Genomic DNA, 20876 nt, shown 5'->3' with positions numbered 1-20876 from the left:
TAGCCTTGTCGACACGGTTCTTGGCGCGCGGGAACCGGGGCGGTCCGAACCACGAGGGGGGAGGCTCGGACCGCCCGTCGCATGAGGCGCGACCGTGGCCCGTGGGTGCGCCGTTGGCCACGGGGGTGCCGCTGCGACGCACTGCACGTGGGCGGGCGTTCACGCGGAGGGCATGGCCCCGTCCAGCGCGCGCAGCACATCGGCGACCAGGTCCTCGCCGTCCTCCGCTCCCGCCGAGAAGCGGATGAAGCCCTCGGGAACGGCGTCGCCGCCCCAGCGCCCGCGGCGTTCGGCGGTGGAGCGCACTCCGCCGAAGCTGGTCGCGTCGTCGACCAGCCGCAGCCCATCGAGGAAGCGCTCCGCGTGGTCGCGGTCGGGCAGGCAGAAGGAGACCACACAGCCGAAGCGCCGCATCTGCCCCGCCGCGATCCTGTGCGAGGGGTCGGCCGGCAGCCCTGGATGGCGCAGGCCGCTGACCTCGGAGCGGTCGCTGAGCGCCCGGGCGACGGCCAGCGCGTTCGCGCTCTGCCGGTCGGCACGCAGCTGCAGTGTGGCCAGTGACCGGTGTGCGAGCCACGCCTCCATCGGGCCGGGGATGGCCCCGACGATCTTCCGCCATCGCCGGACCCCGGCGGCGAGCCGCGGGTCACGGCAGGTCACGTGCCCGAGCAGGACATCGCCGTGGCCGGTCATGCCCTTGGTGTCGCTGGCCACCGAGAAGTCGGCGCCGAGCTCGAGGGGTCGCTGACCGAGGGGCGTGGCCAGTGTGTTGTCGACGGCGACGAGCGCGCCCGCCTCATGGGCCGCGTCGGCGAGCCGCCGCACGTCGCACACGTCGAGCCCCGGATTCGAAGGGGTCTCGATCCACAGCAGCGCGGCCCCGTCGAGCAGGGCAGCCTGGGCGTCACCGCCGGTGGGGGCCGTGCGAACCTCGATACCGAAGGCGCGCAACTGCTCGTGCACCAGCGGCAGGGCCTGGTATCCGTCGTCCGGCATGACGACGGTGTCCCCCGACGTCAACTGCGACATGAGTACGGCGGAGATCGCTGCCATGCCCGAGGCGAAGGAGACGGTCTCGACCGTCTCCCCCGGCGCCTCGAGCTCACTGATGGCCCGCTCCAGGTGGGTCCAGGTCGGGTTCTCGTCCCTGCCGTAGGTGTACGGGCCGGTCGGGTCACCCGGGAGGTGGAAATGGGCGGCGAAGACCGGGCCGGGCAGGGTCGGTTCGTACTTCACCGGCTCGGGCAGCCCGGCCCGTACCGCCGTGGTGCCGTCTCCGTGGGAGGCCGAGGTCGGGTCACTCACGTTCAGTCCTTGTCGGGCAGGACGAGGTTCAGCGCCCACGAGACGATGGAGATGATCAGGCCACCGAGGACCGCTGTCCAGAAGCCTTCGACGTGGAAGCTCAGGTTGAACTGGTCGGCGAGCCAGGAAGTGAGCAGCAGCATCAGCGCGTTGACCACCAGGGTGATCAGCCCCAGGGTCAGGATGAACAGCGGCAGGGTCAGCAACTTGACGACAGGCTTGACGAGGAAGTTCACCAGGCCGAAAAGCAGTGCGACCAGGATCAGCGTCCACGTTTTCTTTCCGGTGCTGTCACCGGTGAGGGTGATGTCCTGCAGCAACCACACGGCCACCCACAGGGCACCTGCGTTGGCGATCGTCTTGACTAGAAAATTCATCATGTGTCTGATCGTGGCAGACGTGACCGGAACAAGGGCAGGGGCGGGACCTCGATGAAGGTATTCAGGCTGGACGACCTGGAGGCGGAGCGTGCCGCGAACGACGGCGCGTATCTGCAGTTCCTGCGCGAACGGAACATGTCGGTCGGTCTGTACGCGCTGGACGCCGGTGAGACCGATCCTCAGCTCCCGCACCGCCAGGACGAGGTCTACTTCGTGGTGAGCGGCCGGGCGGCGATCACCGTGGGGGTGGAGACCACGCAGATCGCGCGGGGCAGCGTGGTGTACGTGCCGGCCGGTGTGCCGCACAAGTTCCATCACATCAGCGAGGACCTGCGGGTCATGGTGGTCTTCTCTCCGCCTGAGAGCTGACGTCCGGGCTGCCTGTCCCTAGGGGGACGGTCAGGGGCGTTCAAGGGCTCGCGGCCCCCTGCCGGCGCTTCGGGCCGCCTAGCATCGAAGGCAGGCAATCCGGAGAAACGAGGTAGGGACGATGGCTGTGCAGGAGATATTCGCGGGGATGCCGTGGTGGGTGAAGTGGGTCGCCGTTCCGGTGATCGCGCTCGTCGTTTTCGGTGGACTGATCGCGAGCGTCGTCGGATTCGTGATCGGGCTGCTCTTCAAGCTCTTGGTCTTCGTCGCCCTGGTCGGTGGACTGGTGTTCCTGGTGAGGAAGTTCATGGCGTCCTCGAGTTCGCGCGGTGAGTGGTAGCGAAGGGGGCGACCGTATGGTCGCCCGTTAGCCCGGCCGGGCGAAACGGCCGGACCGGCCCCTGTTCCGGCCGGTGCTGCCATTAGAGTGGTTCACCGCTGCCGCCCTCGGGAATTGTGTCCGGAGCAGGATCGCTCTCACCAGCGCTTCGGTGCCTCGCGGCGCTGAACGGCTGCGCCAGTGCCGGGGCTGCGGCGGCCGCGGGGGCGGCCCCCGCAGGCGGGCGCGCTGCCCGTCACCATGCCTGGGGGTGACCTGTGGCCGGGGAAACGAAAGCCGCTTCCGCACCGACCCTGATCGGCTCCGTCCAGCGCGCCCTGAGACTGCTGGAAGCCGCCGGTGCGCATCCGGACGGGGCCCCCGCGAAACTGCTCGCGCGCGAGGCCGAAATCCCTTTGCCGACCGCCTACCATCTGCTGCGCACCCTGACCCACGACGGCTATCTGCGGCGCCACAGCGGCCTGTACGTGCTCGGAGAAGCGGTGGATCGGCTGGTCGCGGGCGGGTCGCCGGAGAACCGCCGCAGCACCCTTGAGGAGTCCCTCGCCCACTGGCGGGACGCGATCGGTGTGCCTGTCTACTTCGCCGTCTACCTCGAGGGCGAGATCGATCTCGTCGCCGTCTCCGACACGCCGTACGCCCCGGCGGTACCCGAGTGGGCGGACTTCCGCGAGACCGCGCACGCGCACGCGCTCGGCCAGTGCCTGCTGGGCCAGCTCGACGAACCGGCCCGCCGCGACCATCTGAGCCGCCATCCCGTGCAGCCCGTGACGCCGTACACCGTTCGCGACCAGCGCACCCTGCTCGACCGGCTGGCCGCCCATGGGCGCACGCAACCCGTCGTGGAGCGTCAGGAATATGCAATCGGCACGGTCTGCGCTGCTATTCCGATCACTGTCGGTTCCGGTGCCGCGACGATGGCCATTTCTCTTCCCGCCCATCAGGAGGCCAGACTGCTTCCCGCGGTCGAGCAGTTGCGTACAGGAATCGGTGGGCTGTTGGGGTCACTTGCCTTCTCTATCAGTATCTGAAATATCACTCCTTGTGATCTGCTAGCCCTTCGACCACGATGACGCAAGAGGGCCTGGAGGATCGTTCCTGGCCGTTTTCTTCTGCTTTGCCGTACGGGTTCATTCAATGCTTCATCTGCTGCGGGGTATGTGATGCGCGAGTCGGTCCAGGCCGAGGTTCTGATGAGCTTTCTCGTCTCCGAGGAGCTGTCCTTCCGGATTCCGGTCGAACTGGGTTATGAGACGGGAGATCCGTATGCCGTGCGGATGACCTTTCACCTGCCCGGCGACGCGCCCGTGACCTGGGCGTTCGGGCGGGAGCTGCTGCTCGACGGAATCAACGGCCCGAGCGGGGACGGCGATGTGCACATCGCGCCCGTCGGGCCGGAGATCCTCTCCGACGTGAGTATCAGGCTCCGTGTCGGCCGTGACACGGCTCTCTTCCGGGCGGGAGCGGCACCGCTCGTCGCCTTCCTCGACCGTACGGACAAGCTGCTGCCCATGGGGCAGGAGCTCACGCTGGGTGACTTCGACGTGAGCCTGGAGGAGGCGCTCGGGCGGATCCTCGCCGAGGAGAACGCCGGCTGACGTGCTTCCGGCTGCCGCGGCGTCACCGCTTGCGCCGTCACCGCTTGCGCCGTCGCCCCCGGCCCGCGCGGCCCGGCGAAGCGCCCGGCGCCGCCGGTCCGGAACGGTCGGCCGAGACCACCAGGGTGGCGAGTGCCGTCGTCACCGGCACCGAGGCGACCAGCCCGATCGAGCCGACCAGGGTCCGTACGATCTCCTCGGCCACCAACTCGCTGGTGGCGACGGTGCCCACACTGGACTGAGCGATGGAGAAGAGCAGCAACAGGGGCAACGCGGCGCCGGCATAGGCGAGTACGAGCGTGTTGACGACGGACGCGATGTGGTCGCGGCCGATCCGGATGGCGGAGCGGTAGAGAGCGCGCCGGCCCATGTCCGGGTCGGCCTGGTGCAGTTCCCACACCGCCGAGGTCTGCGTCACTGTCACGTCGTCGAGCACGCCGAGCGAGCCGATGATGACGCCGGCGAGCAGCAGACCACTCATGTCGATCTCCGGATACAGCCCGTGGATCAGACCGGTGTTGTCGTCGGTGTTGCCGCTCAGGCTGGCCCAGCCGATGAACAGCGAGCCCAGCAGCCCGATCAGCAGCAGTGAGATCAGGGTCCCGAGCACCGCGACGGAGGTCCGCGCGGTCACCCCGTGACACAGATACAGCGCGATCAGCATGATCGCGCTCGCCCCGATCACCGCCACGACCAGCGGGTTCGAGCCCTGCAGGATAGCGGGCAGGATGAACAGCGTCAGGATGGCGAACGAGACCACGAGCGAGATCAGGGCCATCACACCCCGCATCCGGCCCACCAGGACCACGACGACGGCGAAGATCGCCGCCAGCAACGCCATCGGGAAGCCCCGGTCGATGTCCGTCACCGAGTACTGGAGGTCGCGGGGCGCGTCGGGCGCATAGGCGACGACGACGCCCTGGCCCTCCTCCAACTGCCGCGGCGCGTCCGGCTGGACGATTTCGACGAAGGTCCGGCCCTTGTCCGGGCCGGTGGTCACCTCGACGGTCGCCCTGGCGCACCGGCCCTGCTGCGAGTTCACCGCCTCGCGCCCCTGCGGCGTGGAGGTGTCACCGGTCGGCGGGACCTGGGCGGCGTTGACGTCCTCGCAGTCCACTCTCTCGACCGACACCACCCTGCCCTGCTCCGTCTGCCGGTCGAAGCCGACTCCGGTGCGCTCGTGGCCCGGCGCCCCGCCGGGCCACAGGACGGCGAGCCCGACGAGGACGGCCGTCGCGAAGGGGATGAGCACGGCCGCGATGACCCTGCGAAGGTGCTGGGAGACCGGCGCGGCGGGCCCATGACTGTGCACATGACTGTGGGCCTGGCCGTGCGGCTCGGGGGGCTGCTGCGATGAAGTCACGGACCGATCATCGCAAGAGCGGGAGGGGCCCTCTGTTCAGCGCGCCAGACATGACGCTAGCGTGGTGGCACCTTTGCACACGCGGGAGCTCGGAGCACCGGGCTGAGAGGGCGCTGACCTTCGTACATCCGTACGGGACAGCTGCGCCGACCGCCGAACCTGTTACCGGGTAATGCCGGCGTAGGGAGTAGGTCTCATGACCGTATCGGACGCAAGCACGCCTGCCTCGAACCAGAACGACGAGGCCGGGAAGTCCATCGGCTGGCACAAGGGATACGTCGAGGGCTCCCGCCCCGACCTCCGTGTGCCGGTACGGAAGGTGCACCTCACCAACGGCAGGGACGTGACGCTGTACGACACGTCCGGTCCGTACACCGACCCGAACGTCGAGACGGACGTACGCCGCGGTCTGCCGCCGCTCCGGGAGAACTGGATCATCGGTCGCGGCGACACCGAGGAGTACGCGGGGCGGCCCGTCCGCCCGGAGGACGACGGGATCAAGCACACGTCCCCGCGCGGCGGACTCCGCAACCTGGACGCGGTCTTTCCCGGCCGTCCGCGCCAGCCCCGCCGCGGGCGGGACGGCCGGGCCGTGACCCAGCTCGCCTATGCGCGCCGGGGCGAGATCACGCCGGAGATGGAGTACGTCGCCATCCGTGAGAACGTCTCCCCCGAGGTCGTGCGCGAAGAGATCGCGGCCGGCCGGGCCGTTCTGCCGGCGAACGTGAACCACCCCGAGATCGAGCCGATGATCATCGGTAAGCGTTTCCTGGTGAAGGTCAACGCCAACATCGGCAACTCCGCCGTCACCTCCTCCATCGAGGAGGAGGTCGAGAAGATGACCTGGGCGACCCGCTGGGGCGCCGACACGGTCATGGACCTGTCCACGGGGCGCAACATCCACACCACCCGCGAGTGGGTGCTCCGCAACTCCCCCGTGCCGATCGGCACCGTGCCGCTGTACCAGGCGCTGGAGAAGGTCGACGGCAAGGCCGAGGAGCTGACCTGGGACGTCTACAAGGACACGGTCATCGAGCAGGCCGAGCAGGGCGTGGACTACATGACCGTCCACGCGGGCGTGCTGCTGCGCTATGTGCCGCTGACGGCCCGCCGCAAGACCGGCATCGTCTCGCGCGGCGGCTCGATCATGGCGGCGTGGTGCCTGGCGCACCACAAGGAGTCGTTCCTGTACGAGAACTTCGAGGAGCTCTGCGAGATCCTCGCGGCCTACGACGTGACGTACTCCCTCGGCGACGGTCTGCGGCCCGGTTCGATCGCGGACGCCAACGACGAGGCGCAGTTCGCGGAGCTCAGGACGCTCGGTGAGCTCAACACGGTCGCCAAGCGCATGGGCGTGCAGACCATGATCGAGGGCCCGGGACACGTCCCGATGCACAAGATCAAGGAGAACATCGACCTCCAGCAGGAGATCTGCGAGGAGGCGCCGTTCTACACGCTGGGCCCGCTGACCACCGATGTGGCGCCGGCGTACGACCACATCACCTCGGGCATCGGAGCGGCGATGATCGCCTGGTGGGGCACGGCCATGCTCTGCTACGTGACGCCCAAGGAGCACCTGGGCCTGCCGAACCGCGACGACGTGAAGACCGGCGTCATCACGTACAAGATCGCCGCCCACGCGGCGGACCTCGCCAAGGGGCACCCGGGCGCGCAGGAGTGGGACGACGCGCTGTCCGACGCCCGTTTCGAATTCCGGTGGGAGGACCAGTTCAACCTGGCTCTGGACCCGGACACGGCGCGGGAGTTCCACGACGAGACGCTGCCTGCGGAGCCGGCGAAGACCGCGCACTTCTGCTCGATGTGCGGGCCGAAGTTCTGTTCGATGAAGATCAGCAGAAGCATCACGGAGCAGTTCGCCCCGGACCTGCTGCCCTCGGCCTCGGCCTCGGCCGAGGAGGTCGAGGCGGGGATGCTGGAGAAGTCCAGGGAGTTCGCGGCGGGCGGCAACCGGGTGTATTTGCCGCTTGCGGACTGACGGTGACGTCTCTCGGCGGTGCCCCGTGGTTCGATCGGCCATGGGGCACCGTCTTTCGTCAAGGGCGTTGTGCGTACCCCGATGGGCGGTTTCGCGGTGGTAGCCGGTCCCTCGGCTTCTCTTCGCAAGAGTGGATGTAATGACTGGCCCTCACCTGTGTAGCGTAAACGTTTCACTCGAATGTCAGGCATCAGGGCTAGTGGAACGCTCGTTATTAGGAATATGACGAGAGCACAGCTTTCCCCCGAGGCCGGGGCCCGGGGTACGGCCGGCACGGGGGCGGTCCCAACGGGCGCGTGGGCGTTGGGTCCCCGCTCTGCGGAGGGCGTGGCGGAGGGTAACGCGACGCTCCACCAAGAAGAGGATGGAATCGACCCGACGCACACTTCTTCCCTGCTGAACGACTTTCTGGCGTTGATCGGCCGTATCCAGGCCGATTACCACCGACTGTCGAACACAGTGGACGTGTCGCCGACTGTACGAGGCGATGGACGGACGGGGCTAAGCCTTCATGTATGACGAGTACGGCTCATTCGGTTCAGCGGTTTCCCACCCGGAAATGGGGGGCTATGGCAGGTGGGAGGACCCGTATGCCGCTTCCCCGGAGAACTTGCTGAGTACGCGTGAGCCGATGGCTCCTCTCGGCCTGGTCCTTGACGGGACGTGGGACCCGACAGCGGAACTGCAGCAATTGCTGCAGCCTTCTGCCGGACAGGAGATGCCCACGGCTTTCTCCGGCTATGGCAGCGGCCTTGAGCCGGGAGACGGCAGCGCACTCGCAGACCGGAACAGCGGCACCGCCGAACTTCCCCATGTCCGCCCCGTCCCGGGGCATCGCCGACGGGTACCGTCGCAGAAGCCGAGGTTCACTCTGCTGCAGACAGCCAGCGTCTCCATTGCCGTGGTGGCCGCCGTCATCGTTTCCGGGGTGAGCATCTTCGGAGGCATGGTCGCCCTGGACCCATTGCGGCAGATTGCCGCGTCACGAACGTCCCAGGGCCTGATGAGCTGGTGGCCGGTTCTGCTCTACGGGCCCTGGCTGGTTGCGTCTCTGTCCATCCTGCGCGCATCGCTCCACCATCGCCGAACGGCGCAATCCTGGGTGGTCGTACTCTTCTTCTCGGCCATCGCGACCTGGCTGTGCGTGGTTGAGTCAGCCGGGTCGCTCCCCGACGCCGCTGCTGCCGCGCTCCCTGCCCTTGCAGCGCTTGCCTGCTTTCAGCAGCTCGTCCGGCTCGTCACACTGACCCGGCCGCCCCGCCGTCCCTCCGCGCGCCATCGTGTCCGCGTTCCATCCACACCATTCCTGCCCTCCACGCCCGGCTAGACGAGCCGCTGAGCAACCCACGCACGCCCGGCAGTGCCACCGCACGGCAGCCAGCGGGCTGATCTTCTGTCGTCCCAGCGTCCCCCGAACACTCTCCGGGGGACGCTGTCGTACTGGGCAGGAGGGCAAGGCTCGGCTCAGCCGTTCCCAGGTCGCATCACGCGGATCACCCGCCCGTGCCCACATGGAGGCATCAGGCATGATGCAGCCACCTGGTCGCGGTCACCGGCCGGTGATCAGTCCGGCTGGTGCTCGGGGCTGCCGAAGTCCGGGCTCGTGAAGTCCGGGCTGGTGAAGGTCGTGCGCCGACCCGAAGCCGCCCCATCCGCAGGACTGGAGAACTCCGGTCCGCTGTACCCGACCTTCGGCAGGTGGTTCACCGGTCGCGGTGGCCCCGTGGACGCCGGGTCGGCGCTGGGGTCGGCCAGTGCTGCTCGCAGGAAGGGCAGAATCCCGCGCTCCAGCAATGCGTGGCGCCAGGCATCCTTCGCCCGTGACACCTCGTCCGGAAGCCCTCCGGCGGGCGCTTCTTCGGCCACTTGGGCGGCGCCGTTGTGCAGAGCCGTCAGCAGCAGCCCCACCGCGGCGACCAGGATGGCGGCCGCCGTGAGCGCACCGAAGAACCACCCGGCCGTCAGCAGGGCTTCGGCGAAAGAAGGGGTCGGGTTGAGCATTTTGAGGATGTAGCCGACGAGTAGGAAGATCGCGGCGGCCGTTCCGGCGAGGACAGGGGCGAGTACGGCGATGACGGCGGCGAAGCCGGCGCCGCCGCCCTCCGAGCTGTCGCCGACCGGGGAAGCGCGTACGGAGGTGGCGGTCGTGAGGGTGCGCATTTCCCGGCGCACTTTCACATAGTGCTCGTACTCGGCGGCGGCCGAGGCGGTTATGAGTGCCGTCGCGTTCAGTGCCATGGTGCGCAACTGCTCAGCGTTGAGACGTAGTCCCACGGTGGCGAGGTCAGGCCGTTCATGGGCATTGCGCAGTGTCTCGTCGAGCACCCGCTGGTACTCGACGCGGTCCTCGTTCAGCAGGTGCGGAGCGCTGTTCATGTGCATCCCCCGATGCTCCGCCCGCCGACGGCCCGTGGATGCCGGGCAGTTGAGCGGAAGCGGAGGAGAGTCTGCTACGGATACGCCGATGGTAGAGCGGTTACACCACAGGGTGACAGGGGGTTTCCGTAAATCACCTGCCGCAAGTGAACTCAGTTCGGCAGCGGGAGGTGCTGGACAAGGAGCTTTCCGGCCATGGTCACGCCGCCGTCCATGGCGATCGCCAGTCCGTCCGCGTACACGTGCGGACCCTCGACCACCGGGCGCTCGTCGTCCTCGCCGTCCTCGGTGCCCACCTCGCCCAGCAGATACGGAATGGGGCTGTGGCCGTGCACGACGCGCCGGCCGCCGTAGGCACCGAGCAGCTCGCGCACCGCCTGCGGGCCGCCGTCGTCGCGGAAGGCGAAGCGCTTGGTGAATTTGCGGAACAGGTCCCAGCACTCGTCCGCGTCGTTCCGCGTGAGGATCGAGTGCACGGTGTCGTTGACGTCCGCGATGGTGGAGCCGTAGTCGAGATAGGCGGTCGTGTCGGAGTGCAGCAGCAGGTGGCCGTCCTCCTCGACGATCGCGTCGAGCCGGGCCATCCACTGCAGATGGACCTCCTGCAGCCGGTCCATGTCCGCTTTCTGGCCGCCATTGAGGAGCCAGGCCGCCTGGAAGGTGGCGGTGCCGGCACCGGAGTTGACGGGCGTGTCACCGAAGCGTTTGGCGCCCAGCAGCAGCAGTTCGTGGTTGCCCATCAGGGCCTTGCAGTAGCCGCCGGCGGCGGCGGCCTCGGCCGAGAGGCGCATGACGAGATCGATCACCCCGATGCCGTCGGGGCCCCGGTCGGTGAAGTCCCCGAGGAACCACAGCCGGCTGTTGCCCGCGGCCCAGTGCCCTTCGGCGTCGACGAGGCCCTGTGCGGCCAGGGCCGCCACGAGCTCGTCGAGGTAGCCGTGGACGTCGCCGACGACGTAGAGCGGGCCGAGTCCTTCGGACGGGGCCGCCCCGGCCGGGTCGACCTGGACCTGGACGGTGTCACCGGGGCCGCCCCGGCCGATGACGGGAAGATCCCGCTCGGTGGGGGTGTAGCCGTCGGGCGGCTCCCCTTCGGGGAAGGCGTTTCCGGGATGGTCCGAGCGGACCGGGTCCGCCGCGTGCGACTGCACGGGAACCTGCGCGTACGGCGGTACGCGGAAATCGCGCAACGTCGCCGTCCGCACCACGGGTCCTTGACCGGCCCCCTGAGTCATGACCCCTCCACCACCGTCGCGCCGCCGTTCACCTCTCGGCCCAGCCTGGTCGGGGTGGTCCGCGGTGTCGTTCGCCCATCATAGGAATGAGCCAGGCGGTGTGTGACGCACCAGGGGTGGTGAATCCTCGGGCACGTGTGGTTCGCCGGTCGTTTCGTCCCGATTGGGAGGTTCCGGACCCCCGTGCGGCACGGTCCGGTCGGGGCCGCCGGGCGCGCCGCGGTTCATCCGGCTCCGGCCGGGGAGCCCCGGCGCTTCGGGCCTCAAGGCTGCGACGGGGACCGTGGCGCGCTCACAGTCGTCCGCGGGGGGCGTCGCTGCGACGACGTCCTGACGATCAGTTCGGTGGGTATCACCTGCTCGATCGGCAGGTCCTTGTCGATTCCCTCGATCGCGTCGATCAGTAACTGGACGACTGCCGTGCCGATTCTGCGCGGCTTGAGCGAGAGCGTGGTGATGGGCGGCTCGGTCGTGGCGTAGACGGTCGACTCGCTGCAGCACACGAGCAGCAGATCCTCGGGTACCCGCAGTCCGTAGCGGCGGGCCGCGGCGAGCAGATCGGTGCCATTGGGGTCGAACAGTCCGTACACCGCGTCCGGCCGGTCGGGCCGGGCCAGCAGCCGGTCGGCGGCGACGGCGCCGGCGCAGGGGTCGTGCGCCGGGTAGGACTCGTAGACGGGTTCCTGGCCGACCCGTTCGCACCAGTGGAGGTAGGCCGTGGTCGAGAGCCGGGTGTAGGTGTCGGTGGTGGTGCCGGTGAGCAGGCCGATCCGGCGGGCGCCGGCGGCGGCGAGGTGGTCGAGCAGGTCGAGTACGGCGGCTTCGTGGTCGTTGTCCACCCAGGCGGTGACCGGGAGCGTGCCGGCGGGGCGGCCGTCGGAGACGACGGGCAGGCCCTGGCGAACGAGTTCGGTGACGACCGGGTCGTGGTCGGAGGGGTCGATGACGACGGTGCCGTCGAGTGCGACGTTCGACCAGACGTCGTGTCTGGAGGTGGCGGGCAGGATGACCAGCGCGTAGCCGCGGGCGAGAGCGGCCGAGGTCGCGGCTCTGGCCATCTCCGCGAAGTACGCGAACTCCGTGAAGGTGAAAGGTTCATCCCCGTATGTGGTCACGGTCAGGCCGATGAGGCCCGACTTACCGGTACGGAGGGTGCGGGCGGCGGCTGACGGGCGGTAGCCCAGCCGGTCTGCGACCTCGCGGACGTGTCGGCGGGTGGCGTCCGGGAGCCGGCCCTTGCCGTTGAGGGCGTCGGAGACGGTTGTGATGGAGACCCCGGCCGCGGCGGCCACGTCTCTGATGCCTGCCCGACCCTGTCTGCCGCCCCGGCGCGTTGTGTCCGTCCGGCTCACCTGGTGCTTCCCTGCTGCTGTCATGGCGTGCCGATAGTAGGGCTCACGCAGGGGGTCGGGCCGGTCGCATATGCGCGCATTGACAGGCACGTTTCTGCAAGATCATAAATGCGCTACTTCCTTGCAAGTAAAGGGAGTTGAGTGACTGAGGTGTGGAGTGCCCGGTGCTGGGCCGCAGATGCCTGGCGAAGGGGCCATGTCTCGAAGAGGTCTCAACTCATCATTACGGGGGATGCGCGCCACGGCGCGAGCCACCGGCGCGCGCCACGGCGGCCAGCGCTCCCCCCTCGTATTGCGCCCTTCGTCCCGCTTCCCGCCGGAGCTCGGCGGGAGCCGTCCGCGCCCGGCCATTCGCAGCAGAGGCGAATCCTCATAAGGTGAGCAGTATTGGTTGAGCGGTACCGATGTGCACGGACGGTCGAGGAGGACCTGCGGTGAGCGAGACGAGCCCCAAGCTGCGCGCCGAGCTGGACGGCATCCCCACGTACAAGCCGGGCAAGCCGGCGGCGGCCGGCGGCCCGGTCGCCTACAAGCTGTCCTCCAACGAGAACCCCTATCCGCCGCTGCCCGGTGTGATGGAGAGCGCCATGGCCGCGGCGCAGAGCTTCAACCGCTACCCCGACATGGCCTGTACCGGACTCATGAACGAGCTCGCGGACCGGTTCGGGGTGCCGGTGACCCATCTGGCCACCGGCACCGGTTCCGTGGGCGTGGCGCAGTCGCTGCTGCAGTCCACCTCCGGCCCCGGCGACGAGGTGATCTACGCCTGGCGCTCTTTCGAGGCGTACCCGATCATCACGCAGATCAGTGGTGCGACATCGGTGCAGGTCCCGCTGACCGAGGGGGAGGTGCACGACCTCGACGCCATGGCGGACGCCATCACCGACCGGACGCGGCTGATCTTCGTCTGCAACCCCAACAACCCGACCGGCACCGTGGTGCGCCGCGGCGAGCTGGAGAGGTTCCTGGACCGGGTGCCCTCCGATGTGCTGGTGGTGCTGGACGAGGCGTACCGGGAGTTCATCCGCGACGCCGACGTCCCCGACGGTCTCGAGATCTACCGCGACCGGCCGAACGTGGCGGTGCTGCGCACCTTCTCGAAGGCGTACGGCCTGGCCGGGCTGCGGGTCGGCTTCGCGGTCGCCCACGAGCCGGTGGCCGCGGCGCTGCGCAAGACCGCCGTGCCCTTCGGCGTCACACAGCTCGCGCAGGACGCGGCGGTCGCCTCGCTGCGCGCCGAGGACGAGCTGCTCGGCCGGGTCGGCTCGCTGGTCACCGAGCGCACCCGGGTGCACCACGCTCTTGTGGAGCAGGGCTGGCCGGTGCCGGAGACGCAGGCGAACTTCGTCTGGCTGCGGCTCGGTGAGCGGACCCTCGACTTCGCCGCGGCGTGCGAGAAGGCCGGCGTCGTGGTCCGGCCGTTCGCGGGTGAGGGGGTGCGGGTGACGATCGGCGAGTGCGAGGCGAACGATGTGTTCCTGCACACAGCCGAGACGTTCCGCAAGAGCCTCTGAAGCTCCCGGAACCTCCGGAGCCGCTGGGGCCCGGGGCTTCTGGAACCTCCGGAGTTGTGAGGGTTGCGGGGCTTCTGGAACCTCCGGAGTTGTGAGGGTTGCGGGGCTTCTGGAGCTGTCGGATCCCGGAGCTCCCGGGATCTCCGGATTCGCGCAGCGGGCGGCCGCTCCAGGACCGGCCGCCCTCAGGCCGGTTCGACCAGCTCGACCCTGAGCGGGTCGCCGGGGCGGATGCCTGCCGGCAGGCGGGGGTCGCCGTCGATCCGGCCGAGCACGTTGCACGGACCGGCGAGGCGGCACTCGTCACCGTGTGAGATGGGCGTCGGTCCGTAGGGGAGGGCGAGGGCGTCGCCGTCGGTCCAGAACGCGACGGTGCCGGGCTCCACCACCTGGCGTGCGCCCGGCTCCGGATCGACGCTGACCGGGGTGGCGAAGTAGACCTCCTCGCCCCAGGTCCGCGCGGTCGCGGAGAACGGCAGAACCCCCATGAGCGCCTTGCTCGTGGGGGTTTCCTCGATGGTGGCGGTCAGGTGTCCGGTCGGCCATGAGATACGTATCTGCATAGCCAGAATTCAACAATATGTTGAAGTTCTTGGAAAGGCTCCCGCAGGGGTGACCCCCCGATGGAAGGTGCGGATTTCGCATGCGCCATAATGCTTGTGAATGTGAACGCGTTCACAAGCACGCCCCGGTTCCTCCTGGAATCAGTGGAAAGGGAGGGGCCGGCTGCCGCTCGACCGCGGCGACGTAAGGAGAGACGACGTGGACCTCGCTCTGGCACCCGAGACCTTGGCGCGATGGCAGTTCGGCATCACCACCGTCTACCACTTCCTGTTCGTACCCCTCACGATCTCGCTCGCCGCGCTCACTGCCGGTCTGCAGACCGCGTGGGTGCGGACGGGCAAGGAGAAGTACCTCAAGGCCACCAAGTTCTGGGGCAAGCTCTTCCTGATCAACATCGCCATGGGCGTGGTCACGGGCATCGTGCAGGAGTTCCAGTTCGGCATGAACTGGTCCGACTACTCCCGGTTCGTCGGTGACGTCTTCGGTGCCCCGCTCGCTTTCGAGGCGCTGATCGCCTTCTTCTTCGAGTCCACCTTCATCGGACTCTGGATCTTCGGCTGGGACAAGCTGCCGCAGAAGATCCACCTGGCCTGCATCTGGATGGTGTCGATCGGCACCGTCCTCTCCGCCTACTTCATCCTCGCGGCCAACTCCTGGATGCAGCATCCGGTCGGCTACCGGATCAACGAGGAGCGGGGACGGGCCGAGCTCACGGACTTCTGGCTGGTGCTGACCCAGAACACGGCGCTGACCCAGTTCTTCCACACCATGACGGCAGCCTTCCTGGTCGGCGGCGCCTTCATGGCGGGTATCGCGGCCTTCCACCTGGCGCGCAGGAAGCACATCCCGGTGATGCGGACCTCGCTGCGGGTCGGCCTCGTCACCGTCGCCGTCGCCGGGCTCATGACGGCGGTCAGCGGTGACCTGCTCGGCAAGGTGATGTACGAGCAGCAGCCCATGAAGATGGCGGCCGCCGAGGCACTGTGGGACGGCGAAGCCCCGGCGCCGTTCTCCGTCTTCGCCTACGGCGACGTGGACGAGGGACACAACAAGGTCGCCGTCGAGATCCCCGGCCTGCTGTCGTTCCTGGCGCACAGCGACTTCGACTCGTTCGTCCCCGGCATCAACGACGTCAACAAGCAGCTCCAGGAGACGTACGGCCCCGGCGACTACCGGCCCAACATCCCCGTCGCCTACTGGTCTTTCCGCTGGATGATCGGCTTCGGCATGGCGTCGCTGACCATCGGCCTGATCGGGCTCTGGCTGACCCGGCGAAGGTTCCTGCTGCCTCCCGCACTGCGGACCGGCGAGGACGACGTGCCGAATCTGGTGCTCTTCAGGAACAAGGCGCTCAGCCCTCGGCTGGGCAGGTGGTACTGGCTGATCGCGCTGTGGACGATGGCCTTCCCGCTGATCGCCAACTCCTGGGGCTGGATCTTCACCGAGATGGGCCGGCAGCCGTGGGTCGTCTACGGCGTGCTGCGCACCCGTGACGCCGTCTCCCCCGGTGTCTCGCAGGGAGAGGTCATCACCTCGATGACCGTCTTCACCCTGCTCTACGCGGTGCTCGCCGTGATCGAGGTCAGGCTGCTCGTGAAGTACGTCAAGGCGGGACCGCCCGAACTGACGGAGGCCGACCTCGCCCCGCCCACCAAGATCGGCGGCGACGACCGTGACGCCGACCGGCCGATGGCCTTCTCCTACTGAGGCCCGTGAGGAGCTGCTGAGGCATGGAACTCCACAACGTCTGGTTCGTACTCATCGCCGTCCTGTGGATCGGCTACTTCTTCCTGGAGGGCTTCGACTTCGGTATCGGCGTCCTCACCAAGCTGCTGGCGAGGGACCGCACCGAGCGGCGTGTGCTGATCAACACCATCGGTCCCGTCTGGGACGGCAACGAGGTGTGGCTGCTCACCGCGGGCGGCGCGACCTTCGCCGCCTTCCCCGAGTGGTACGCCACGCTCTTCTCCGGTTTCTACCTCCCGCTGCTGCTCATCCTCGTCTGCCTGATCGTGCGCGGAGTCGCCTTCGAGTACCGGCACAAGAGGCAGGAGGAGAGCTGGCAGACCAACTGGGAGCACGCGATCTTCTGGACGTCGCTGCTGCCGGCGATCCTGTGGGGCGTCGCCTTCGGCAACATCGTGCGCGGCGTGAAGATCGACGCGGACAAGGAGTACGTCGGCGGCCTCGTCGATCTGCTCAACCCGTACGCACTGCTCGGCGGTGTGGTGACACTCGCCCTGTTCACCTTCCACGGGGCGGTCTTCGCGGCGCTGAAGACGCTGGGGGACATCAGGACCCGGGCCAGGGCCATGGCTGTGAAGCTGGGGCTGCTGACCATGGTCCCGGCAGTCGGCTTCCTGATGTGGACCCAGGCGTCACGCGGTGACGGCAAGAGCCTGGTCGCGCTGGCCGTCGCGGTGCTGGCACTGGCCGGAGCGGTCGGAGCCGTCAAGGCGGGCCGGGAGGGCTGGTCGTTCGGCCTCTCCGGCGTCACCATCGCCACGACGGTGGCGATGTTCTTCCTGGCGCTCTTCCCGGACGTCATGCCGTCCACGCTCGACAGCGCCTGGAGCCTGACGGTCACCAACGCCTCATCGAGCCCGTACACCCTGAAGATCATGACCTGGCTGGCGGCGGTCGCCACACCGCTGGTGCTGCTCTATCAGGGCTGGACGTACTGGGTCTTCCGTAAGCGGATCGGCACCCAGCACATCGCCGACGCTCACTAGCGGGAGATGTTTCACGTGAAACCGATCGATCCGCGCCTGCTCCGCCACGCACGCGCCACCCGGGTCTTCCTGGCCGCGGTGGTGATGCTCGGGGCCGTCGGAGCGGTCCTGGTCGTCGCGCAGGCGATGCTCATCGCCGAGGTGGTGGTGGGGGCGTTCCAGCGGGGGCTTGCGGTCTCCGATCTCGCCACCCCGCTGGCGCTGCTGGCCGCGGTGGCGGTCGGCCGGGCGGCCGTCTCCTGGCTGACCGAGCTGGCCGCGCACCGGGCCAGCGCCGCGGTGAAGTCCGAGCTCAGGCGCCGGCTGCTGAACCGGGCCGCCGAGCTGGGGCCCGGCCGGTTGAGCGGGCAGACCACCGGATCGCTCGTCGCGCTCGCCACCCGCGGTGTCGACGCGCTGGACGACTACTTCTCGCGGTATCTGCCGCAGCTCGGACTCGCGGTCGTGGTGCCGGTCGCGGTGCTCGCGCGGATCGTGACCGAGGACTGGGTCTCGGCAGCGGTCATCGTGGTGACGCTGCCGCTCATTCCGCTCTTCATGGTGCTGATCGGCTGGGCCACGCGGACGAGCATGGACCGTCAGTGGCGGCTGCTGTCCCGGCTGTCCGGCCATTTTCTGGACGTGGTCGCCGGGCTGCCGACACTGAAGGTGTTCGGCCGGGCGAAGGCACAGGCCGAGTCGATCCGGACCATCACCACCCAGTACCGGCAGGCGACCCTGCGCACGCTGCGGATCGCTTTCCTCTCGTCGTTCGCGCTCGAGCTCCTGTCGACGCTGTCGGTGGCCCTGGTCGCCGTCGGTATCGGAATGCGCCTCGTCCACGGCGACCTGGATCTGTACACGGGGCTCGTGATCCTGATCCTCGCTCCCGAGGCGTATCTGCCGATCCGGCAGGTGGGGGCGCAGTTCCACGCCGCGGCGGAAGGACTCTCGGCCGCGGAGGAGATCTTCGAGGTACTGGAGACCGAGCCTCGTCGATCCGGCGGCGCCCCCGTCCCGAGCACGTTGCGGCTGGAGGTCGACGCGGTCACGGTCCGTCATGAGCGCCGCGCCGAGGCATCGCTGGAACGCGCCTCGCTGGTGCTGGAACCGGGCGAGACGGTCGCGCTCGTGGGAGAGAGCGGTGTCGGCAAGTCCACACTCCTCGACGTTCTGCTGGGCTTCGTCGAACCGGCGGAGGGGCGCGTGCGTGTCGGTGGAACGGGCCCTGCCGACCTCGACGGGACGGGCATCGCCGATCTGAAGGGGAGGGATCAGGGGACGGATCTCGCCGACCTGGACATGGAGCGGTGGAGGGAGCAGATCGCCTGGGTCCCGCAGAGGCCGCATCTCTTCGCCGGGACGATCGCCGAGAACGTACGGCTGGCGCGGCCGGGCGCGGACGACGCGGCGGTCCGGGCGGCGCTGCGGGAGGCGGGGGCGTACGACTTCGTCTCCGAGCTGCCCCTGGGGCCGGACACGGCGATCGGAGAGGACGGCGCCGGCCTCTCGGCAGGTCAGCGGCAACGGCTGGCGCTGGCCAGGGCGTTCCTGGCGGACCGGCCGCTGCTTCTGCTGGACGAGCCGACGGCCGCGCTGGACGGGGCCACGGAGGAAGGCATCGTCGAGGCGGTGGGCCGGCTGGCACAGGGACGGACGGTGCTGCTGGTCGTGCACCGTCCGGCCCTCCTGGCGGTGGCGGACCGGGTGGTCACCCTCTCCCGTACGGCCGCTGCTCCCGTGGCATCCGTCGCGCGGGCCGACGCCGTTGGGGCGGCGACGCCCGGCGTGGCGGGGGCCCCGGGGGGAACCCCGGCGAAGGCACCGGCAGGCGGCGAGACGATGGAAGGTGCCGCAGCGTATGTGCCGCCGGGTGCGGGTGCCGCAGCGCATGTGCCGCCGGACGCGAAGGGCCGGTCGCCGCTGGTACGGGTACGGGCGGCGGCCCGCCATCTGCGCGGACGCCTCGCTCTGGCCCTCCTGCTCGGCAGCCTGGCCCTCGGCTCCTCCGTCGGGCTCATGGCCGTGTCCGGATGGCTCATCTCCCGCGCGTCCGAACAGCCCCCGGTCCTCCATCTGATGGTGGCGGTGACGGCGACCAGGGCCTTCGGTATCGGACGGGCGGTCTTCCGGTACGCGGAGCGCCTCGTCTCCCACGACGCCGTCCTGCGGATGCTCGCCGAGCTGCGGGTCGCGGTGTACACCAGGCTCGAACGCATCGCTCCGGCCGGCCTCGGCAGGACCCGGCGCGGTGACCTGCTGTCCCGGCTCGTCGCCGATGTGGACGCCCTCCAGGACTACTGGCTGCGCTGGACGCTGCCCGCCGCCACAGCACTGCTCGTCGGCACCGGAGCAGTCGGATTCACGGCGTGGCTGCTGCCCGAGGCCGGTGCGGTCCTCGCCGTGGGGCTGCTCGTGGCGGGAGTGGGCGTACCGATCGCCGGCGGGGCGTTCGCCCGGCGCGCCGAGCGGCAACTGGCCCCCGCGCGCGGCGCACTGGCCACCAAGGTCGTCGATCTGCTCCGGGGCACGGCGGAACTGACCGTGGCCGGTGCCCTCCCGCGGCGCCTGGCGTCGACACGTGACGCGGACCGGACGCTGACGCGCATCGCCGCACGGCAGGCCGCCGCCACCGCACTCGGCGGCGGCCTCTCGGCCCTCGTCTGCGGGCTGACCGTGGTGGGTGCCGCACTGGTCGGTGTGCGTGCCGTGTCGGAGGGGCGTCTCGACGGTGTCTGCCTGGCGGTCGTCGTGCTGACACCGCTCGCCGCCTTCGAAGCCGTGTCGGCCCTCCCCCTCGCCGTGCAGTACCGGCGGCGTGTCACGCGCAGTGCCGAACGGGTGCACGAGGTCCTCGACGCGCCCGTCCCCGTACGGGAGCCGGAACAGCCGGCCACCCCGCCGACCACCGCCTTCCCGGTGGTGCTGCGCGGCATCGGAGCGCGGTACGCGGACCAGGAACGGGACGCGCTGAGCGGCTTCGACCTGACCCTCACCGCGGGCAAGCGGGTCGCTGTCGTCGGCGTCTCCGGGTCGGGCAAGACGACACTGGCGCAGGTGCTGCTCCGGTTCCTGGACGCCGGAGCCGGGACATACACCATCGGCGGTGTCCCCGCGGCCTCGATGGAGGGCGACGTGGTGCGGCGGCACGTGGGGCTCTGCGCCCAGGACGCGCATCTCTTCGACAGCTCCGTACGGGAGAACCTGCGGCTGGCGCGCACGGATGCGACCGAGGAGGAACTGAGGCGGGCGCTCGACGGTGCCCGGCTGCTGGACTGGGTCGACGCACTGCCCGACGGCCTTGACACGCTGGTCGGCGAACACGGCGCCAAGCTGTCCGGCGGTCAGCGCCAGCGGCTGGCACTGGCACGCGCGCTCCTGGCCGCCTTTCCGGTGCTCGTGCTGGACGAACCCGCCGAACACCTCGACCTGGCGACGGCCGACGCTCTCACCGCCGACCTGCTGGCGGCGACCGAGACGCGGGCTCCTGTGGGCGCGGGCACCGGCGACGGGCAGATCGCGGGCGCGGTCGCGGGCACAGCGGCCGGCGACCTGCCCGCGACCGTGCTCATCACGCACCGCTTGCGCGGCCTGGAGGCGGTCGACGAGGTCGTCGTCCTGGAGGCGGGGCGGGTCGTGCAGCGCGGTCCGTACGAGGATCTCGCCGTGGTCGACGGCCCCTTCCGGACGATGCTGGAGCGTGAACGGGCCACGGAGGGGATCCACACCCGACTTTCCACCTCAAACCCGTCTCATTAGTCGCGGGGTATGAC

At 69.3% G+C, this 20876-nt stretch carries 17 protein-coding genes and 1 riboswitch; of the genes, 10 read left to right on the top strand and 7 right to left on the bottom strand.

All coding sequences use genetic code 11. The features are described from left to right. Positions 1 to 159 precede the first annotated feature (159 nt). Both AB0903_RS00725 and AB0903_RS00720 read right to left on the bottom strand, forming a co-directional pair. Positions 160 to 1305 carry a cystathionine gamma-lyase gene (locus AB0903_RS00725; RefSeq protein WP_366697533.1) on the bottom strand — a complete coding sequence of 382 codons (1146 nt, stop codon included), beginning with the start codon at positions 1303 to 1305 and terminating at the stop codon, positions 160 to 162. Positions 1306 to 1307: 2 nt separating this feature from the next. Next, on the bottom strand, positions 1308 to 1685 hold the full coding sequence (locus AB0903_RS00720; protein WP_366697531.1) for a phage holin family protein: 378 nt from the start codon (positions 1683 to 1685) through the stop codon (positions 1308 to 1310). Between the two features lie 51 nt (positions 1686 to 1736). Here AB0903_RS00720 and AB0903_RS00715 point away from each other — a divergent pair, with 51 nt between their 5' ends. The 4 genes from AB0903_RS00715 to AB0903_RS00700 all read left to right on the top strand — a co-directional run bounded on the left by AB0903_RS00715 (position 1737) and on the right by AB0903_RS00700 (position 3992). After that, positions 1737 to 2054 (top strand): cupin domain-containing protein, encoded by a 318-nt coding sequence (locus AB0903_RS00715; RefSeq protein WP_366697529.1) that lies wholly within the window; start codon positions 1737 to 1739, stop codon positions 2052 to 2054. A 127-nt stretch (positions 2055 to 2181) separates the two neighbouring features. Then, complete coding sequence (locus tag AB0903_RS00710; protein WP_366697881.1) at positions 2182 to 2394, top strand: DUF5326 family protein; 213 nt, start codon at positions 2182 to 2184, stop codon at positions 2392 to 2394. Between the two features lie 257 nt (positions 2395 to 2651). Then, positions 2652 to 3425, top strand: coding sequence for an IclR family transcriptional regulator C-terminal domain-containing protein (locus AB0903_RS00705; RefSeq protein ID WP_366697527.1), 774 nt, complete (start codon positions 2652 to 2654; stop codon positions 3423 to 3425). A 132-nt stretch (positions 3426 to 3557) separates the two neighbouring features. After that, positions 3558 to 3992: an SsgA family sporulation/cell division regulator gene (locus tag AB0903_RS00700; RefSeq protein WP_366697525.1), complete on the top strand. Its 435-nt coding sequence runs from the start codon at positions 3558 to 3560 to the stop codon at positions 3990 to 3992. A 37-nt stretch (positions 3993 to 4029) separates the two neighbouring features. Here AB0903_RS00700 and AB0903_RS00695 read toward each other — a convergent pair whose 3' ends face one another. Continuing rightward, positions 4030 to 5355, bottom strand: a complete 1326-nt coding sequence (locus tag AB0903_RS00695; RefSeq protein ID WP_366697523.1) for a YibE/F family protein — start codon at positions 5353 to 5355, stop codon at positions 4030 to 4032. Positions 5356 to 5426: 71 nt separating this feature from the next. Next, positions 5427 to 5559, top strand: a riboswitch (TPP riboswitch). Between AB0903_RS00695 and thiC the strand changes: the two genes are divergently transcribed. After that, positions 5552 to 7351: a phosphomethylpyrimidine synthase ThiC gene (thiC, locus tag AB0903_RS00690; RefSeq protein ID WP_366697521.1), complete on the top strand. Its 1800-nt coding sequence runs from the start codon at positions 5552 to 5554 to the stop codon at positions 7349 to 7351. It overlaps the preceding riboswitch by 8 nt. A gap of 511 nt (positions 7352 to 7862) precedes the next feature. Then, complete coding sequence (locus tag AB0903_RS00685) at positions 7863 to 8678, top strand: hypothetical protein (RefSeq protein ID WP_366697520.1); 816 nt, start codon at positions 7863 to 7865, stop codon at positions 8676 to 8678. 236 nt (positions 8679 to 8914) lie between these two features. Here AB0903_RS00685 and AB0903_RS00680 read toward each other — a convergent pair whose 3' ends face one another. The 3 genes from AB0903_RS00680 to AB0903_RS00670 all read right to left on the bottom strand — a co-directional run bounded on the left by AB0903_RS00680 (position 8915) and on the right by AB0903_RS00670 (position 12338). Then, on the bottom strand, positions 8915 to 9733 hold the full coding sequence (locus AB0903_RS00680) for a hypothetical protein (RefSeq protein WP_366697519.1): 819 nt from the start codon (positions 9731 to 9733) through the stop codon (positions 8915 to 8917). 146 nt (positions 9734 to 9879) lie between these two features. Next, positions 9880 to 10962 (bottom strand): metallophosphoesterase, encoded by a 1083-nt coding sequence (locus AB0903_RS00675; protein ID WP_366697517.1) that lies wholly within the window; start codon positions 10960 to 10962, stop codon positions 9880 to 9882. Positions 10963 to 11225: 263 nt separating this feature from the next. Beyond that, a complete protein-coding gene (locus AB0903_RS00670; RefSeq protein WP_366697515.1) occupies positions 11226 to 12338 on the bottom strand; it encodes a LacI family DNA-binding transcriptional regulator in 1113 nt (370 codons plus the stop codon). 410 nt (positions 12339 to 12748) lie between these two features. On the opposite strand from AB0903_RS00670, the gene hisC reads away from it, so the two are divergent. Next, on the top strand, positions 12749 to 13828 hold the full coding sequence (gene hisC / locus AB0903_RS00665) for a histidinol-phosphate transaminase (protein WP_366697513.1): 1080 nt from the start codon (positions 12749 to 12751) through the stop codon (positions 13826 to 13828). Positions 13829 to 14013: 185 nt separating this feature from the next. Here the strand turns inward: hisC and AB0903_RS00660 are convergent, their stop codons facing one another. After that, positions 14014 to 14391: a cyclophilin-like fold protein gene (locus AB0903_RS00660; RefSeq protein WP_366697511.1), complete on the bottom strand. Its 378-nt coding sequence runs from the start codon at positions 14389 to 14391 to the stop codon at positions 14014 to 14016. 199 nt (positions 14392 to 14590) lie between these two features. On the opposite strand from AB0903_RS00660, the gene AB0903_RS00655 reads away from it, so the two are divergent. From AB0903_RS00655 to cydD, 3 genes are read left to right on the top strand one after another with little or no spacing between them, the layout of a single operon-like run. Beyond that, a complete protein-coding gene (locus tag AB0903_RS00655; protein ID WP_366697509.1) occupies positions 14591 to 16099 on the top strand; it encodes a cytochrome ubiquinol oxidase subunit I in 1509 nt (502 codons plus the stop codon). A gap of 23 nt (positions 16100 to 16122) precedes the next feature. Continuing rightward, a complete protein-coding gene (cydB, locus tag AB0903_RS00650) occupies positions 16123 to 17124 on the top strand; it encodes a cytochrome d ubiquinol oxidase subunit II (protein WP_366697507.1) in 1002 nt (333 codons plus the stop codon). 15 nt (positions 17125 to 17139) lie between these two features. Further along, on the top strand, positions 17140 to 20862 hold the full coding sequence (gene cydD, locus AB0903_RS00645; protein ID WP_366697505.1) for a thiol reductant ABC exporter subunit CydD: 3723 nt from the start codon (positions 17140 to 17142) through the stop codon (positions 20860 to 20862). Positions 20863 to 20876 lie beyond the last annotated feature (14 nt).

Source organism: Streptomyces sp. NPDC048389 (assembly GCF_040706335.1).
In the GTDB taxonomy this organism is placed as follows: Bacteria; Actinomycetota; Actinomycetes; order Streptomycetales; family Streptomycetaceae; genus Streptomyces.
The sequence above is the reverse complement of the archived record's forward strand: the minus strand, read 5'-3'. Positions and strand labels throughout refer to the sequence as shown.

Coding starts and splice junctions, on each gene's coding strand:
- AB0903_RS00720 (WP_366697531.1), bottom strand. CDS start 1,685: ATGATGAATTTTCTAGTCAAGACGATCGCCAACGCAGGTGCCCTGTGG.
- AB0903_RS00715 (WP_366697529.1), top strand. CDS start 1,737: ATGAAGGTATTCAGGCTGGACGACCTGGAGGCGGAGCGTGCCGCGAAC.
- AB0903_RS00700 (WP_366697525.1), top strand. CDS start 3,558: ATGCGCGAGTCGGTCCAGGCCGAGGTTCTGATGAGCTTTCTCGTCTCC.
- thiC (WP_366697521.1), top strand. CDS start 5,552: ATGACCGTATCGGACGCAAGCACGCCTGCCTCGAACCAGAACGACGAG.
- AB0903_RS00685 (WP_366697520.1), top strand. CDS start 7,863: ATGTATGACGAGTACGGCTCATTCGGTTCAGCGGTTTCCCACCCGGAA.
- AB0903_RS00680 (WP_366697519.1), bottom strand. CDS start 9,733: ATGCACATGAACAGCGCTCCGCACCTGCTGAACGAGGACCGCGTCGAG.
- AB0903_RS00675 (WP_366697517.1), bottom strand. CDS start 10,962: ATGACTCAGGGGGCCGGTCAAGGACCCGTGGTGCGGACGGCGACGTTG.
- AB0903_RS00670 (WP_366697515.1), bottom strand. CDS start 12,338: ATGACAGCAGCAGGGAAGCACCAGGTGAGCCGGACGGACACAACGCGC.
- AB0903_RS00660 (WP_366697511.1), bottom strand. CDS start 14,391: ATGCAGATACGTATCTCATGGCCGACCGGACACCTGACCGCCACCATC.
- cydB (WP_366697507.1), top strand. CDS start 16,123: ATGGAACTCCACAACGTCTGGTTCGTACTCATCGCCGTCCTGTGGATC.